Origin of the sequence: Saccharopolyspora shandongensis, from assembly GCF_900106995.1 — a bacterium.
Taxonomy (GTDB): domain Bacteria; phylum Actinomycetota; class Actinomycetes; order Mycobacteriales; family Pseudonocardiaceae; genus Saccharopolyspora; species Saccharopolyspora shandongensis.
This window is the reverse complement of the sequence record NZ_FNOK01000031.1, coordinates 93,381-107,806: the sequence shown is the minus strand read 5'-3', so window position 1 is coordinate 107,806 and position 14,426 is coordinate 93,381. Positions and strand designations below refer to the sequence as shown.

The window sequence follows — 14,426 nt, the reverse complement described above, 5'->3', positions numbered from 1 at the left end:
ACCGCACGCCGCGCCAGATAACCGATACCCAGCACAAAAACGAAGTACAACGCCAACAACGCAAAATCCACCGCGTTGGCGTCCAGCAGCTGACCCCGGGCTAGCAACACCGCCACGCCACCTCCAGACCCAACAAAGTCAAACGACAACCACCACACTCGCGACAGCAGCCGGACAGTACCGCACAGCGGGGCGGATCACATTGCTCCGATATCATTTCGTTGGAACTCGACACTAAATCGATCAGGCGACTCCCGCCGGACGGGCAGCCCGTTCGCACGCCGCGCGACACACGGGGCGTGACGAGCGGCGCGACCCGGCAGGGCCATGCGAGTGATATGCGAAAATCCGCTCCCCACAACGGAATGTGACCGGTACCGTCACTGTTGGCACATGCGCAGCGACGGGGGTGGAGCTGTGAACGCCCGGATCGATCTGGCGATCATCGACGGACTGGCGACGGACCCGAACGACCGGCCCGAGAAGGACGCGCAGCGCGTCCGCGACCGATCGGACCAGTTCTGGCGGAACCTGGCCCGGCTGCTGACGCCGTGGACCACCACGCGGCTGCGGCCGTGCTGCCACGGCAAGTCGGACCGCGGCTGACGCGAATCCGCTACGCGCCAACGCCTTTCAGCAGGGTGTCGACGACGAGTGCGGCCATCTCGTCGGTGCCGGCGCCCGCCTTGCCCTCCTCAGCGGCCTCGTGGATCAGCGCGTAGTAGACCCGCCGCACCCACTCCAGGTCGACGTCCGCGCGCAGCACGCCGGCGTCCCTGGCGCGTTCCATCAGCCCGATGCAAGCCTGCCGCACCTCTCCGTGGATGCGCTCGACCTCGCCGGTGACCGCCCGGCTCATCGCGAATCCCCAGTCCACCTTCACCCGCAACACGTTCGCGGTGACCTGGTGCAGCGCGACCAGCGGCGGCGCGGCGGCCGGGCGCGAGGCCTCGACCGCGTCGCGGAACTGCTCGGCCGCCCAGGTGGCCATCGCCTCCACCAGCGCCTCCCGGCTGGCGAAGCGCCGGTGCACCGTCGTGCGCGCGACCCCGGCCGCCTCGGCGATCTGCCCCATCGACGCCGCCGGGTCCTCGCGGAGCACGCGCTGTGCCGCCTCCAGGATCCCCCGCGCGGTCCGCTCGGAGTCCGCACGCATCGCTTGTGCCACAGCCACCTCCCAGAACCACCGAAACACTACACGGGAGTACTAGTTCAGAAGTTACTTGCGACAGTTATGTCGCATCTATATGGTCTGTTGCGTCACCAATGACGCAACAGGGAGTCAGGGCTATGGACCTGCAGTTGACCGGGAAGACCGCGCTCGTGACGGGCGCCAGCCGCGGCATCGGGCTGGCGGTCGTGTCCGCGCTCGCCGCCGAAGGCGTGCGGGTCGTCGCCGCGGCGCGCACGATCACGCCGGAACTCGCGGCGACCGGCGCGATCGGCCGCACCGCCGACCTGTCCACACCGGACGGCCCGGCTAGCCTCGTCGAACAGGCCCTCGCCGACGTGGGCGACCTGGACCTGCTCGTCAACAACGTCGGCGGCGGCGACGGCGGACTGGTCGCCGGCTTCGCCGACCTCACCGAAGACGAGTGGCAGCGGACCTTCGACCTGAACTTCTTCAGCGCGGTCCACACCACCCGCGCGGCGCTGCCGAGCCTGCTGCGCCGCCGCGGCTCGATCATCAACATCTCGTCGATCGGCGCCCGGGTGCCGCACTCCGGACCGATGCCCTACACCACCGCCAAGGCGGCGCTGACCGCCTTCGGCAAGGCGCTCGCCGCAGAGATCGGGCCGCAGGGCGTGCGGGTCAACACCGTCTCCCCCGGACTGACGCGCACGGCGATGTGGGAAGCGGCGGACGGGCACGGCGCGGCGATGGCCGAAGCGCTAGGCGTCCCCCTCGACCAACTGCTCGCCCAGCTCCCCGCCGAAGCGGGCATGGCCACCGGCCGGTTCGTCGAACCGGCGGAGGTCGCCGCGCTGGTCGCCTTCCTGGCCTCCCCGCACGCGGCGAGCACCGCGGGCGCCGACCACTTCGTCGACGGCAACGCGATCAAAACCGCCTGATCAAGGCCGCCTCGCGCCGGGTGAGCATGGGAACCTTCCTGTCACCCGCGGGCCAAGAACGCCCGCGGGTGACCCGAAAGATGCAGATCAGAACAGCCGGTACTCGTCCGGCTCGATGCCGCGCAGCTGGTCGTAGTCCAGCACCACGCAGCGGATCCCGCGGTCCTCGGCCAGGGTGCGGGCCTGCGGCTTGATCTGCTGCGCCGCGAACACCCCGGCCACCGGCGCCAGCAGCGGATCCCGGTTCAGCAGCTCCAGGTAGCGGGTCAGCTGCTCGACGCCGTCGATCTCGCCGCGCCGCTTGATCTCGACCGCCACGCTCGCCCCGGCGGCGTCCCGGCACATCAGGTCCACCGGGCCGATCGCGGTCGGGAACTCGCGGCGCACCAGCGACCAACCGTCACCGAGGGTCGTGACGTGCGCGGCGAGCAGCTCCTGCAGGTGCGCCTCGACGCCGTCCTTGACCAGGCCCGGCTCCACGCCCAGCTCGTGCTTGGAGTCGTGCAGCACCTCTTCGATGCTGATCACCAGCTTCTCGCCGGCCTTGTTCTGCACGGTCCACACGCCGGGATCCTCGATCAGCCAGCACGGCGGGCTCATCCAGTTCAACGGCTTGTAGGCGCGGTCGTCGGAGTGGACCGACACCGACCCATCGGCCTTCACCAGCAGCAGGCGCTGCGCCATGGGCAGGTGCGCGGTGAGCCGGCCGACGTAATCCACCTGGCAGCGGGCAATGACAAGTCGCACCCGGCACAGAGTACGGGCGTCGATCCAGAAGTCGAGCACCCCCGGGGCGGACCGGGCCGGACCTCGATCTTCCCACTGAGCGAGATACCGTTACGCCCCGTGTCATTCGCCCGAACCCTGCTGCGCGTCAAACCCGCCGAGCAACTCGCCGACGACGGCTCGCACTCCCAGCTGCGCCGGACCCTCGGCCTGGTACCGCTCGTGGCGCTGTCGGTCGGCGCGACCCTCGGCACCGGGATCTTCGTGGTGCTCGCCGAAGCCGCGCCCGCCGCAGGTCCCGCCGTGGTCGTCTCGTTCGTGCTGGCCGGTGTGGCCGCGCTCTGCTCCGCGCTGTCCTATGCCGAGCTCGCGGGCAGCGTGCCGGTGTCCGGTTCGGCCTACTCCTACACCTACGCCACGCTCGGCGAGCTCGTCGCCTGGATCTGCGGCTGGTGCCTGCTGCTGGAGTACGGGGTGTCGGTCGCCGCGGTCGCGGTCGGCTGGGGCGGCTACCTGAACGAGTTCCTGCAGGGCACCATCGGCGTCACCATCCCCGAGATCTTCGCCGCGCCGCCCGGCGACGGCGGCGTGTTCAACTTCCCGGCGGCGCTGGTCGTGCTGCTCGCCATGGGCGTCCTGCTGCTGGGCGTGCGGGAGAGCGCCCGAGCCACCACGATCACCACCCTGCTGAAGATCGCGGTGCTGGTGTTCTTCTTCGCCGTGGCGATCACGGCGTTCCGCTCCGAGAACATGACGCCGTTCGCCCCGGCCGGATTCGCCGGCATCTCCGTGGGCGCCTCGGCGGTGTTCTTCTCGTTCATCGGCTTCGACGCGGCGTCCACCGCCGGCGAGGAAGCCCGCAACCCGGCCCGCGACCTGCCCCGCGCGATCATCCTGTCACTGGCCATCGTCACCGCCATCTACGTGCTGGTCGCCTTCGCCGCCGTCGGCGCGGTGGGCGTCGGCGCGCTCGGCGAATCCGACGCCTCGCTGGCCGCCGCGCTGCGCATCGTGACCGGCCAGGGCTGGCCCTCGGTGGTGCTCGCGTTCGGCGCGGTCGTCGCCATCGCCTCGGTCGTGCTGACCGTGCTGTACGGGCAGACCCGGATCCTGGTGGCGATGTCCCGCGACGGCCTGATGCCGGGAACGCTGTCCAAGGTGAACCGGCGCGCGGTGCCCGCCCGCAACACCGTGGTGGTCGGCACCGTGGTGGCGCTGCTCGCCGCCGTCGTGCCGCTCAACCAGCTCGCCGAGGCCACCAGCATCGGCACCCTGGTCGCATTCGGGCTGGTCAACATCGGCGTGCTGGTGCTCCGCCGCACCCGGCCCGACCTGCCGCGCAGCTTCCGCACCCCGCTGATGCCGGTGGTGCCGCTGCTCGGCCTCGCCCTGTGCGTGTACCTGATCTTCGGCCTCGACGCGGTCACCTGGGTGACCTTCGCGATCTGGTCGGCCATCGGCCTGGCGGTGTACTTCGGCTACGGCCGCCGCAGGTCCCGGCTCAACGAGAGCGACACCGAACCCGCGAAGTGAGCAGCCATGCTCTCGTCAGGGCAGGCGTAGCCAGGCGGTGGTGTCGGCGGGGAGGAAGCCCGCTTCGAGCGGGGCGCTCGACAGCAGGCCCTCACCCGGCGGGAGCGGGACGGCCGTGGGGCCGGTGTTGACCAGGACCAGGACGTCGCCGCCCCGCCGGAACGCCAGTACGTCGCCGGCGTCGTGGCGGTCGTCCCAGCCGAACCTCTCATCGCCGCTGAACCCGCGCCGAAGCCGCAGCGCGGCGCGGTAGAGCTCCAGCATCGAGCCGGGGTCACCGCGCTGCGCCTCCACCGAGTAGCCGCCCCAGTCTGCGGGTTGCGGAAGCCACGGCGGCGCGTCACCGAACCCGAAGGAAACCCCGCCGCGGGTCCACGGCAGCGGCACCCGGCAGCCATCGCGCCCCTTCACCTTGTGCCGGGAATGCGCCCACTTCGGGTCCCGCAAGACCTCCGCGGGCAAGTCCGCGACCTCCGGCAGCCCGAGCTCCTCGCCCTGGTACAGGAACGCGGAACCGGGCAAGGCGAGCGCGAACAAGATCGCCGCACGGGCCCGTCTGGTGCCCAACTCCAGGTCCGCGGGCGGTTCGGTGCCGCCCGACGCCAGCCAGACCCGCGGGTCGACGTCGGCGGGCAGCCCCAGCGCGGACACCTGCCGCACCACGTCGTGGTTGGCCAGCACCCAGGTCGCCACGGCTCCCACCGACGATGCACCCGCGATCGACCCCGACACGATCCGCCGGTACTCCGACGCCCGCCAGCGCACCCGCAGGAACTCGAAGTCGAAGGCCTGCTGCAGTTCGCCAGGCCGGATGTAGCGGATCCGCCGGTCGCTGCGCGCCCACACCTCGGCCACCCCGACCAGCGGCGGGTCGAACTCGTGGAACACCCGGTTCCACTCGCGATACACGTCGTGCACCTCGGGCCGGTCCAGGAACGGGTGGTCGGGGTTGGCGGCGAAGTCGTCCAGCCCGGTGCTGCCCTCCCCGCCGACGACCTCCCGCAACGGCTCGCGCAGGTCCTTGACCAGCGCCGCGGCCACGTCCACCCGGAAACCGTCGACACCGCGGCGCCCCCAGAACCGCAGGATGTCCAGGAACTCGGCGCGCACCTCCGGGTTCGCCCAGTTGAGGTCGGGCTGCTCGGGGGCGAACAGATGCAGGTACCACTGGCCGTCCGCCACCCGCGTCCAGGCGCTGCCGCCGAACCGCGACTCCCAGCCGCTCGGCGGACGCGTTCCGCCCGGTCCCCTGCCGTTGCGGAAGACGTACCGGTCGCGCTCCGGGGAACCGGGCCCGGCGGCCAGGGCTCGCCGGAACCACTCGTGTCGGTCCGAGGTGTGGTTCGGCACGAGGTCGATCAGCACCCGGATGCCGAGCTCGTGCGCGGCGGCCACCATCCGATCGAAGTCCCGCAGGCTGCCCAGGCTCGGATCGATGTCGCGGTGGTCGGTGATGTCGTAGCCGCCGTCGACCCACCGCGACGGGTAGCAGGGGGTCAACCAGATCGCGTCCACGCCCAGCCAGGCGAGGTGGTCCAACCTGGACGTCAGCCCCGGGAGATCGCCGATCCCGTCGGCGTTCGAGTCGGCGAAGCTGCGGGGGTAGATCTGGTAGGTCACCGCGCTTCGCCACCAGGAGTGGGGCACTCGGGCTCCTCTTGGCTCGGGTCGTGGTCCGAGGTTCTCAGCTCGTCGTTCGGTTCGCCGGGTTTGGGGTGGGGTGGGGACCTTTGGAGGTTCGGCGTGTTCTGGGGCCATCCCCGCGATCGGTGGAGGGTGGGGGCTGCGTTCCGGAGGTCAAGCCCGGCCTGGCGGCCGCCCCTTCGGGGTTTCAGGCTTGACATCCGGCCCGCAGCCCCGGTTCGGCTTTTTATCGCGGGGATGGCCCAGAGTGGGCTGGCTCGTTCGCGGCTTGCGCTGCCGGACGGGTTTTTCGGAGCGGCTGGGGCTGGTGGGGTTTGGCTTCGGGTTGATCCGTTGCTGGGCTCGGGCCGCGCGGGGATGGCGCGATTTCGTTGGGAACTGGCCCCTGGTCGTCGGGTATGGCGCGCATGGTCGGGGTTTGGTGGTGGCTGTGGTGGCCTTCGGCGTGTCGTGACCCTTTTCCTTGACATGGCGCGGCTTTCGCTTCCTGTGGCCGTGGGTTTCACCTGATCAAGCGACCTTAAAAAACGTGCGAACGCGTGTTCGAGTTCGGGACAATGGAGGCATGACACCGCTGACTCATATCCAGGATTCGACCGGGGACCTTGCTGGTCCGTGGTCGGCGGTGTCCTGCACCGACGCCGAACTCGCTGCCCGCATCCAAGAACTGGAGAAGGAGATGCGGGTGCTGATGTGGGAACAGCTGCAATGCATCGCCGAAGCCGACCACCGCGCCATCCACACCGACACCACCGCCCGATCACTTCAGGTCTGGTTGCAGGGGCTGCTCAACATCGATCCGCGTGACGCGAAAACCCGCGTCACGGTCGCCCGGAACGTTGAAGACCGGCGGAGTTTGTATGGCGAGACCATGCCGCCCGACATGCCCGAGACGGCTCACGCCATGTCTGAGGGTGCGATCGGGCTGGAGCACGCGCGTGTCATCGTCAACGGCATCCGGCGCCTACCCGAGTACGCCCGCTGTCACCAGGTCGCCGAGGTCGAGGCGACTCTCGCCGGGTATGCGCGGACGATGTCGCCGAGGGAGCTGGAGAAACTCGCCGAACGCATCCGTTACCTCCTCGACCAAGACGGCGCCTACCGCAACGAGGAAAACCAGCACGAAGCACGCGAACTTCACTACGCGACCGCCCGGGATGGCATGACCGTCATCAAAGCCAAACTGGACCGCGAAACCGGAGCGAAGTTCGCCGCACTGATCGAGCCCCTTGCCGCACCCCGCCCTGAGATCGACGGGGAGAAAGACCCCCGCACTGCGGGGCAGCGGAACGCCGACGGCTTCGCCGCACTGCTGGACCTCGCGCTGGACCACGACGGGACGCCGCGTACTGGTGGGCAGCGTCCGCAGATGACCATCTCTATCGACTTCGACGACCTCAAACAGAGCCTCGGGTTCATCAACGAAGATGGCATGCCCGGCACGCTGAACACCGAACGTGCCATCACCGCGCAGAACGCACGCCGCATCGCCTGCGACGCCGAGGTACTGCCGATCGTCCTCGACGGCGACAGCCTCCCACTGGACGTCGGCAGGGCGAAACGCACCGCACCCACCCACATCCGCACCGCACTACTCCGACGCGACGGCGTGTGCGCATTCCCCGGATGCGACCGGCCGCCGGGAACACCCGAGGCGCACCACGTCCAGCACTGGGCCGACGGCGGCGCCACTGATCTGGACAACATGGTCATGCTCTGCGGTCACCACCACCGCACGCTCCACAACCAGCGATGGGACATCACCATGCACGACGGGAGACCCGAATTCATCCCACCACCCACAGTGGACCCTAGACGAACACCCAGACCAGGCGGCAGAGCACTACCCGCCCAGCACCGCGCGATCGTTGACCGGCACCTGGCGTCGTCGCGTGGTCATGCGAGCGCGCCCTCAGGTTGATCCGGGCTGCCGGGATCCTGCGTGGGGCATCATGGGCTCATGCAGCAGACGAGCAGCCGCGAGGTTTACGCCAACTCGTGGATGACCGTTCGCGAGGACGGCATTCGCCGGGCCGACGGCTCGGACGGGATCTACGGCGTGGTCGACAAGCCCAACTACGCCTTGGTGATCCCGCTCGACGGCGATCGGCTCCACCTCGTGGAGCAGTTCCGCTACCCGTTGGGTTTGCGGCGTTGGGAATTCCCGCAGGGCACCGCTCCGGACCGGCTCGACGTCGCGCCCACCGAGCTGGCCGCGCGGGAGCTGCGCGAGGAAACCGGCCTGCGGGCCGAGACGCTCGTCGACATCGGCGTCCTCGATGTGGCTCCCGGGCTCACCAGCCAGCGAGGCCGGGCGTTCCTGGCCACCGGGCTCACCTCCGGCGAGCACGAGCGCGAACTGGAGGAGCAGGACATGCGCGCCGCCTGGTTCTCCCGGACCGAGTTCGAGGCGATGATCGCCGCAGGCGAGATCACCGATGCGCAGTCGATCGCCGCCTACACCCTGCTTCTCCTGCACGAACGCCGGAACCAAGCCTGACCGTCACAACCCCACGCCGCCGAGCGTGGTCAGGTCGATGCGCTCCGGTGGCTTCGCCAGCATTCCCAGCACCGCTTCGATGCTGACCGGGCCGGTGGTGTTGGCCGCTGCCGCCAGCGCGGCGTCCGCGCTGGCCTCGTCCGCCCACGCCTCGACCACCCGGACAGTGTCCGGGTCGCCGGAATCCTGGCTGATGACGTAGAGCTCGCAGCCGGGCACCTGCCGGAGAGCCTCCGCTACCTGCAGCATCGCAGCCGCGAGGTCGCCGCCCTTGCCCGGCTTCGCGGTGAAGGCCATCAATCGGCCGACCTTCGTCGACGTGGTCATCGGCGTCCTCCCGACTGCTCCGGAACCTGCCGCGGACCTTAACCACCGGCTCCGGCAAGGACCGGTCAGGCCTCGTCGAGCACCGACCGCAGGAACGCTCGGGTTCGCTCCTGCTCCGGATTCTCGAACAGCTCGGCGGGCGGCTTGTCCTCGACGATCTTGCCCGCGTCGAACATCAGCACCCGGTGCGAGACGTCTCGGGCGAACTTCATCGCGTGCGTCACGCACAGCATCGTGATGTCGCTGGTGCGCGCCAGATCCCGCAGCACGTCCAGCACCTCGGCGGCCAGCTCCGGGTCCAGGGCCGAGGTGATCTCGTCGAGCAGCAGCACGTCCGGGCTCATCGCCAGCGCCCGCGCGATCGCCACCCGCTGCTGCTGGCCGCCGGAAAGCTGCGTGGGATAGGCGTCGATCTTGTCCGCCAGGCCCACCACGTCCAGCAGTTCCCGCGCTCGCCGCTCCGCGTCCTCAGTGGACCGGCCCAGCACGTGGACCGGTGCTTCGGTGATGTTGCGGAGCACCCGCATGTTCGGGAACAGGTTGAACTGCTGGAACACCATGCCGATCCGCCTCCGCACCTTCCTCAGGTGCTTCTCGTCGGCGGGCACCAGCCGTCCGCCCCGGCGCACGTGCGTCAGGCAGTCCTCGCCGACGTGGATGGTGCCGCCGTCGACCCGTTCCAGCGTCATCAGCAGCCGCAGGATCGTCGTCTTGCCCGAACCGCTGGGCCCGATCAGCGTGACCCGCTCGCCCGGGCGCACCGCGAAGTCCAGCTCGTCCAGCACCACGTTGTCGCCGAACCGCTTGACCACTCGGTCGAACCGGATCATGTCGTGGCCCGCATCAGATCCCGACACGGCTCTCCAACCTCCGCACCAGCAGCGACGACGGGTAGCTGAGCAGCAGGAAGCAGATGCCAGCCAGGGTCAGCGGCTCGACGTACCGGTAGGCCTCCGCCCCGGCTTCCTGCGCCGCCCCCACCAGGTCGAGTACCCCGATCGCCAGCAGCAGCGGCGTTTCCTTGAACATCGAGATCGTGCAGTTGCCCAGCGCAGGCAGCACCCGTGGGATCGCTTGCGGCAGGATCACGCTCGTCCACACCCGGCGGGTGGGCAGGCTCAACGCCGTCGCCGCCTCCCACTGGCCTCTCGGCACGCCCTCGATCCCGGCTCGGTAGACCTCCGCGGTGTAGCAGGCGTAGTGCACGCCTAGGCCGATCACGCCGGTGGTCAGCGAGGAGAACCTCAGGCCGATTCCGGGCAGCACGTTGAACAGGAAGTACAGCTGCACCAGCAGCGGCGTGCTTCGGACGAACTCGATGAACGCCCAGACTGCCCCGCTGACCAGCCGGATCCGGGATCGCCGCAGCAGCGCCAGGGCGAGGCCGAGCGCGAAGGCCACGATCGAACCCAGCAACGTCGCCTCGAACGTCACCACCAGGCCGCCCAGGATGTCCGGGATGATCCGTCCGGTGAACTCCCAGTCCCAGATCACCTAGACCGCCCCGCCTTCGGCTCGGCCGAGCGCCTTCGAGGGTGCGACGGGCTCGCGGCCGACGGCCGCCGCGGCCCGCTTCTCCAGCACCCGCATCACCGCCGTGATCAGCAGCGACAGCACCAGGTACAGCGCCAGCATCAGCAGGTAGATCAGCGCGGTCTGGCCGGTGAAGTTCGGTTCGAGGACGTCCCGACCCTGGTAGGTGATGTCGTGCACGAAGATCAGCGACAGCAGCGCGCTGCCCTTCAGCAGCTGGATGAACAGGTTGTTGAACGGCGGGATCATCTCCACCACCGCCTGCGGCAGGATCACCCGCCACATCCGCTGCGCCGGGCCGAAGCTCAGCGCGACCGCGCACTCGTGCTGTTCCTTCGGCACCGCCCGCACCGCGCCGCGCACGATCTCGCCGCCGTACGCGCCGTGGTTCAGGCCGAGCACGAGGATTCCCGCCCACAGCGGGAGGAGCTCGAAGCCGACCAGCAGCGGCAGCGCGAAGAAGATCCAGAACAGCTGCACCACTTCGGATGTGCCGCGCCAGACTTCGACGTAGCTGCGGGCGATGACGCGCACCCACCGCCAAGGCGACAGCATGCCGAGGCCCGCCGCGAACGACAGCACGACGCACAGCGCGATGCCGCACAGCGTCGCGATCACTGTCGCCGGCACACCTTGCAGCAGGACCGAGAGGAAGTGCGAGACGTTCCCGGACATGTCGCCTCCCGTCGCCGGGATCAGCTACCGGCGCACAGCGCCTCCGTGGTCACATCGGCCGGCGGCAGGTTGTCGCGGGTGAAGCCGAACGGCTCGGTGATGCGCAGCCATTCGCCGCTGTCGTGCAGCTTCTTCAACTCGGTGTTGAACGCGTCTCGCAGCGCGGTGTCCGGCGAGCGGAACACGAACGCACCAGCCTGCACCTCGGCCTTGCCGTTGATCACCGGCGTGAAGCCCTTGGTGACCTCGACCTGCGCGCCCGGGTTCTTCTTCACCACGTCGTTGAGCGAGATGTTGGTCAACGCGGCGCAGTAGGCGCGCTTGTTGAGGACCGCCTGCAGCAGCGCGTTCTGCGTGTCGAAGACCTGCACCTGCGAGTCGGGCACGCCCAGCCGCTGCGCGTAGTCCTTCTCCACCGCTCCGCTGAGCACCGCGAGCTGGAGCTTCTTCCTCGCCACGTCTTCGAACGTGGCGACGCCCTCCGGGTTTCCCCGCGGCACCAGGAACGCCGTCGGCGCCAGGTAGTCCGGGATCGAGAACGCCGCGTTCTTGCAGCGTTCCGGGGTGATGAACATGCCCGCCGCGACCACGCTGAACTTGCCCGCGTTCAGCGCCGGGATCAGCTGGTTGAAGTCGACCTGCGACGCCTGCACGTCGTTGACGCCCAGGCTCCGGAACGCCGCGCGCGCCACCTCCGGCGCCTCGCCGGTGACCCGGCCCGATGCGTCGGTGAAGCCGTAGGGCGCCTCGCCGGCGATGCCGACCTGGATGGTGCCGGAGCTGCGGGCCGCTTCGAGCGGATCACCGCCGGCCCCTCCTCCGCCGGTGCGCGCGCACCCGCCCAGCACGAGTGCGCCCACCGCGGCGCAGGAGCCCTTCAGGAAATCTCTTCGCGTCCACCCGCTGCTCGCCATGACCATCGCCCCTTCAACGCGGGAGCAGGGTCCTCGCCCATGGTCACGCCCGAACGGGTGAACTGCAGCTCAGTCGGTCACGCGTTCGATCTCGGCGCCGAGACCGCGCAGGTTCTCCACGAAATTCGGGTATCCGCGATCGATGTGGAACACGTCCCACACCTCGGTCGAACCGTCCGCGCACAGCCCGGCGAGCACCAGGCCCACCCCGGCACGGATGTCGGTCGCCCAAACCGGGGCGCTGGACAGCCGCTCCAGGCCGCGCACCACCGCGTGGTGTCCGTCGGTGCGGGCGTCGGCGCCCATCCGGACCAGCTCCTCGATGAACCGGAACCGGGACTCGAACAGGTTCTCGGTGATCATCGACGTGCCGTCGGCGACCGCCGACAACGCGAGCGCCATCGGCTGCAGGTCTGTCGGGAAGCCCGGGTAGGGCAGCGTCACGAAGTCCACCGCGTGCGGGCGGCCGTCCATCACCACGCGGAAGCTCTCCTCGGACGTGGTGACCTCCGCCCCGGCGCTGCGCAGCTTCTCCAGCACCAGGTTCACGTGCCGCGGATCGACGCCGCGCACCGTGATGTCGCCACGGGTCGCAGCGGCGGCGAACGCCCAGGTCGCGCCGACGATCCGGTCCCCGATCACGCGGTGCTCGACCGCCTTGAGCGAGGACACCCCGTGCACCGTCAGCGTGGAGGTGCCCGCGCCTTCGATCTTGGCGCCCATCTGCTGCAGCATCACGCAGAGGTCGATGATCTCCGGCTCCCGCGCCGCGTTGTCGATCACGGTGGTGCCTTCGGCCAGCACTGCGGCCATCAGGATGTTCTCGGTCGCGCCCACGCTGGGGAAGTCCAGCCAGATCTGGGCGCCGCGCAGGTTCTCCGCCTCGGCCACCACAGCGCCGTGCTCGATGTGGCTGGTCGCACCGAGCTGCCGCAGCCCGTTCTGGTGCATGTCCAGCGGGCGGGAACCGATCGCGTCGCCGCCGGGCAGCGTCACGACGGCACGACGACACCGGGCGACCAGCGGCCCCAGCACGCACACCGATGCGCGCAGCTTGCCCATCGACGGGGACACGGCCTCGTGGCTGATCGCCGCCGGAGTCGTGATGTGCACGGTGCCGCCGTCGATCGACACCTCGCAGCCGAGGCTGCGCAGCACGTCGGCCATCAGCGGAACGTCGAGGATCTCCGGGCAGTTGACGATTGTCGTCGTGCCCTCCGCCAGCAGCGCCGCGGCCATCAGCTTCAGCACGCTGTTCTTCGCCCCGACGACGTCGACCTCGCCGACGAGGCGCGCCCCGCCGTGTACCCGGAAGTGCTCACTCACGAGCATCGAGGTTACGGCCCACCCCCCACCGCCATCGGAGCGGGTTGCATCGGAGCGAGCATGGGAACCTTCCTGTCACGCCCGACCGGGCCCCACCGGCTCCGCCTAGGCTGACGGCATGGCTGTCCACCTGACGAAGATCTACACGCGGGCCGGCGACTCGGGCACGACACGGTTGTCGGACAACTCCAAGGTGCACAAGACCGATCCGCGGCTCATCGCCTACGCGGACGTGGACGAGACGAACTCCGTGCTCGGCGTGGCGTTGGCCACCGCGCAGCTCGCCGACGACGTCGTCGAGGTGCTGCGGGCGGTGCAGAACGACCTGTTCGACGTGGGCGCGGACCTGTCCACCCCGGTGGTCGAGAGCCCGAAGTACCCGCCGCTGCGCATCACCCAGGCCTACGTCGACCGCCTCGAAGGCTGGTGCGACGAGTTCAACGCGCGCCTGGGCAAGCTGGACTCCTTCATCCTCCCGGGCGGCACCCCCGGCGGCGCGGTGCTGCACCAGGCCCGGTGCGTGGCCCGGCGCGCCGAGCGGTCCGCGTGGGCGCTGCAGGAGGCCGACGGCGAGCGCACCTCGCCGCTGCCCGCCAAGTACCTGAACCGGCTTTCGGACCTGCTGTTCATCCTCGCCCGGGTGGCGAACCCGGATGGCGACGTGCTCTGGCGCCCGGGCGGCAACGCCTAGAGGTCCTTGCCGAAGCACCTGCTCAGCGGGTCGTCGCGGTACACCCCGAACTTCTCGATCTCGGTGTAGCCGGAGGAGGCGTAGAGGCCGATCGCCTCCGGCTGCTGGATGCCGGTCTCCAGCACGATGCGCTTGCGGCCCGCCAGCGCGGCGGTGTTCTCCAGTTCGGCGAGCATCCGCCGCGCCAACCCGTTCCCGCGCGCATCGGGCGCGATGTACATCCGCTTGAGCTCGGCGTCCCCGTCCCGGAAACCGGGCCCGTCGCCGTCCTGGGCCCGCCACCCGCCGGAGGCGACCGCGCGGGCGTCGACGTAGCCGAGCAGGAACAGGCCACCGGGCGACCGGAACTCGGCGGGGTCCACCGGCGTCAGGTCTTCCTCGCCGTAGCGCACGACGTGCTCCTGTTGGAGCTCGTCGATCAACCGCTTGGCGTCGGGGTGGTCGTACGCGACCGGCTCGATGCGCATTCCCGCAGCTTAGAGTC

General features: G+C 69.8%; 16 protein-coding genes. 6 read left to right on the top strand and 10 right to left on the bottom strand.

Translation table 11 applies throughout. The features are described 5' to 3' along the window. The first annotated feature begins 417 nt into the window (after positions 1–417). Positions 418–606, top strand: a complete 189-nt coding sequence (locus BLW84_RS28020; protein WP_093271138.1) for a hypothetical protein — start codon at positions 418–420, stop codon at positions 604–606. A gap of 10 nt (positions 607–616) precedes the next feature. On the opposite strand, the gene BLW84_RS28015 is transcribed toward BLW84_RS28020, so the two are convergent. Then, on the bottom strand, positions 617–1,168 hold the full coding sequence (locus BLW84_RS28015; RefSeq protein WP_342743180.1) for a TetR/AcrR family transcriptional regulator: 552 nt from the start codon (positions 1,166–1,168) through the stop codon (positions 617–619). A 122-nt stretch (positions 1,169–1,290) separates the two neighbouring features. On the opposite strand from BLW84_RS28015, the gene BLW84_RS28010 reads away from it, so the two are divergent. Further along, a complete protein-coding gene (locus tag BLW84_RS28010) occupies positions 1,291–2,073 on the top strand; it encodes an SDR family oxidoreductase (protein WP_093271133.1) in 783 nt (260 codons plus the stop codon). A gap of 87 nt (positions 2,074–2,160) precedes the next feature. Here the strand turns inward: BLW84_RS28010 and nucS are convergent, their stop codons facing one another. After that, on the bottom strand, positions 2,161–2,820 hold the full coding sequence (gene nucS / locus BLW84_RS28005) for an endonuclease NucS (RefSeq protein WP_093271168.1): 660 nt from the start codon (positions 2,818–2,820) through the stop codon (positions 2,161–2,163). Positions 2,821–2,919: 99 nt separating this feature from the next. Here nucS and BLW84_RS28000 point away from each other — a divergent pair, with 99 nt between their 5' ends. Continuing rightward, entirely contained in the window at positions 2,920–4,332 is a 1,413-nt protein-coding gene (locus BLW84_RS28000) for an amino acid permease (protein WP_093271131.1), read from the top strand. A 15-nt stretch (positions 4,333–4,347) separates the two neighbouring features. Here the strand turns inward: BLW84_RS28000 and BLW84_RS27995 are convergent, their stop codons facing one another. Then, entirely contained in the window at positions 4,348–5,979 is a 1,632-nt protein-coding gene (locus BLW84_RS27995; RefSeq protein WP_093271128.1) for a glycoside hydrolase family 13 protein, read from the bottom strand. A gap of 460 nt (positions 5,980–6,439) precedes the next feature. Here BLW84_RS27995 and BLW84_RS27990 point away from each other — a divergent pair, with 460 nt between their 5' ends. Next, positions 6,440–7,897 carry an HNH endonuclease signature motif containing protein gene (locus tag BLW84_RS27990; RefSeq protein ID WP_245761432.1) on the top strand — a complete coding sequence of 486 codons (1,458 nt, stop codon included), beginning with the start codon at positions 6,440–6,442 and terminating at the stop codon, positions 7,895–7,897. Between the two features lie 39 nt (positions 7,898–7,936). After that, on the top strand, positions 7,937–8,476 hold the full coding sequence (locus BLW84_RS27985) for an NUDIX domain-containing protein (RefSeq protein ID WP_093271123.1): 540 nt from the start codon (positions 7,937–7,939) through the stop codon (positions 8,474–8,476). A gap of 3 nt (positions 8,477–8,479) precedes the next feature. Here BLW84_RS27985 and BLW84_RS27980 read toward each other — a convergent pair whose 3' ends face one another. The 6 genes from BLW84_RS27980 to murA all read right to left on the bottom strand — a co-directional run bounded on the left by BLW84_RS27980 (position 8,480) and on the right by murA (position 13,251). Continuing rightward, positions 8,480–8,803, bottom strand: a complete 324-nt coding sequence (locus BLW84_RS27980) for a putative quinol monooxygenase (protein ID WP_093271120.1) — start codon at positions 8,801–8,803, stop codon at positions 8,480–8,482. Positions 8,804–8,868: 65 nt separating this feature from the next. After that, complete coding sequence (gene ehuA, locus BLW84_RS27975) at positions 8,869–9,633, bottom strand: ectoine/hydroxyectoine ABC transporter ATP-binding protein EhuA (protein ID WP_093271119.1); 765 nt, start codon at positions 9,631–9,633, stop codon at positions 8,869–8,871. A 13-nt stretch (positions 9,634–9,646) separates the two neighbouring features. Further along, positions 9,647–10,297: an ectoine/hydroxyectoine ABC transporter permease subunit EhuD gene (gene ehuD / locus BLW84_RS27970; RefSeq protein WP_093271117.1), complete on the bottom strand. Its 651-nt coding sequence runs from the start codon at positions 10,295–10,297 to the stop codon at positions 9,647–9,649. Further along, positions 10,298–11,011 carry an ectoine/hydroxyectoine ABC transporter permease subunit EhuC gene (gene ehuC, locus BLW84_RS27965; protein ID WP_093271115.1) on the bottom strand — a complete coding sequence of 238 codons (714 nt, stop codon included), beginning with the start codon at positions 11,009–11,011 and terminating at the stop codon, positions 10,298–10,300. A gap of 20 nt (positions 11,012–11,031) precedes the next feature. Continuing rightward, a complete protein-coding gene (ehuB, locus tag BLW84_RS27960) occupies positions 11,032–11,925 on the bottom strand; it encodes an ectoine/hydroxyectoine ABC transporter substrate-binding protein EhuB (RefSeq protein WP_093271165.1) in 894 nt (297 codons plus the stop codon). Positions 11,926–11,994: 69 nt separating this feature from the next. Then, on the bottom strand, positions 11,995–13,251 hold the full coding sequence (gene murA / locus BLW84_RS27955; protein ID WP_093271112.1) for a UDP-N-acetylglucosamine 1-carboxyvinyltransferase: 1,257 nt from the start codon (positions 13,249–13,251) through the stop codon (positions 11,995–11,997). A 118-nt stretch (positions 13,252–13,369) separates the two neighbouring features. On the opposite strand from murA, the gene BLW84_RS27950 reads away from it, so the two are divergent. After that, positions 13,370–13,942, top strand: a complete 573-nt coding sequence (locus BLW84_RS27950) for a cob(I)yrinic acid a,c-diamide adenosyltransferase (RefSeq protein WP_093271110.1) — start codon at positions 13,370–13,372, stop codon at positions 13,940–13,942. Here BLW84_RS27950 and BLW84_RS27945 read toward each other — a convergent pair. After that, positions 13,939–14,409 carry a GNAT family N-acetyltransferase gene (locus tag BLW84_RS27945; RefSeq protein ID WP_093271107.1) on the bottom strand — a complete coding sequence of 157 codons (471 nt, stop codon included), beginning with the start codon at positions 14,407–14,409 and terminating at the stop codon, positions 13,939–13,941. The genes BLW84_RS27950 and BLW84_RS27945 overlap by 4 nt on opposite strands. Positions 14,410–14,426 lie beyond the last annotated feature (17 nt).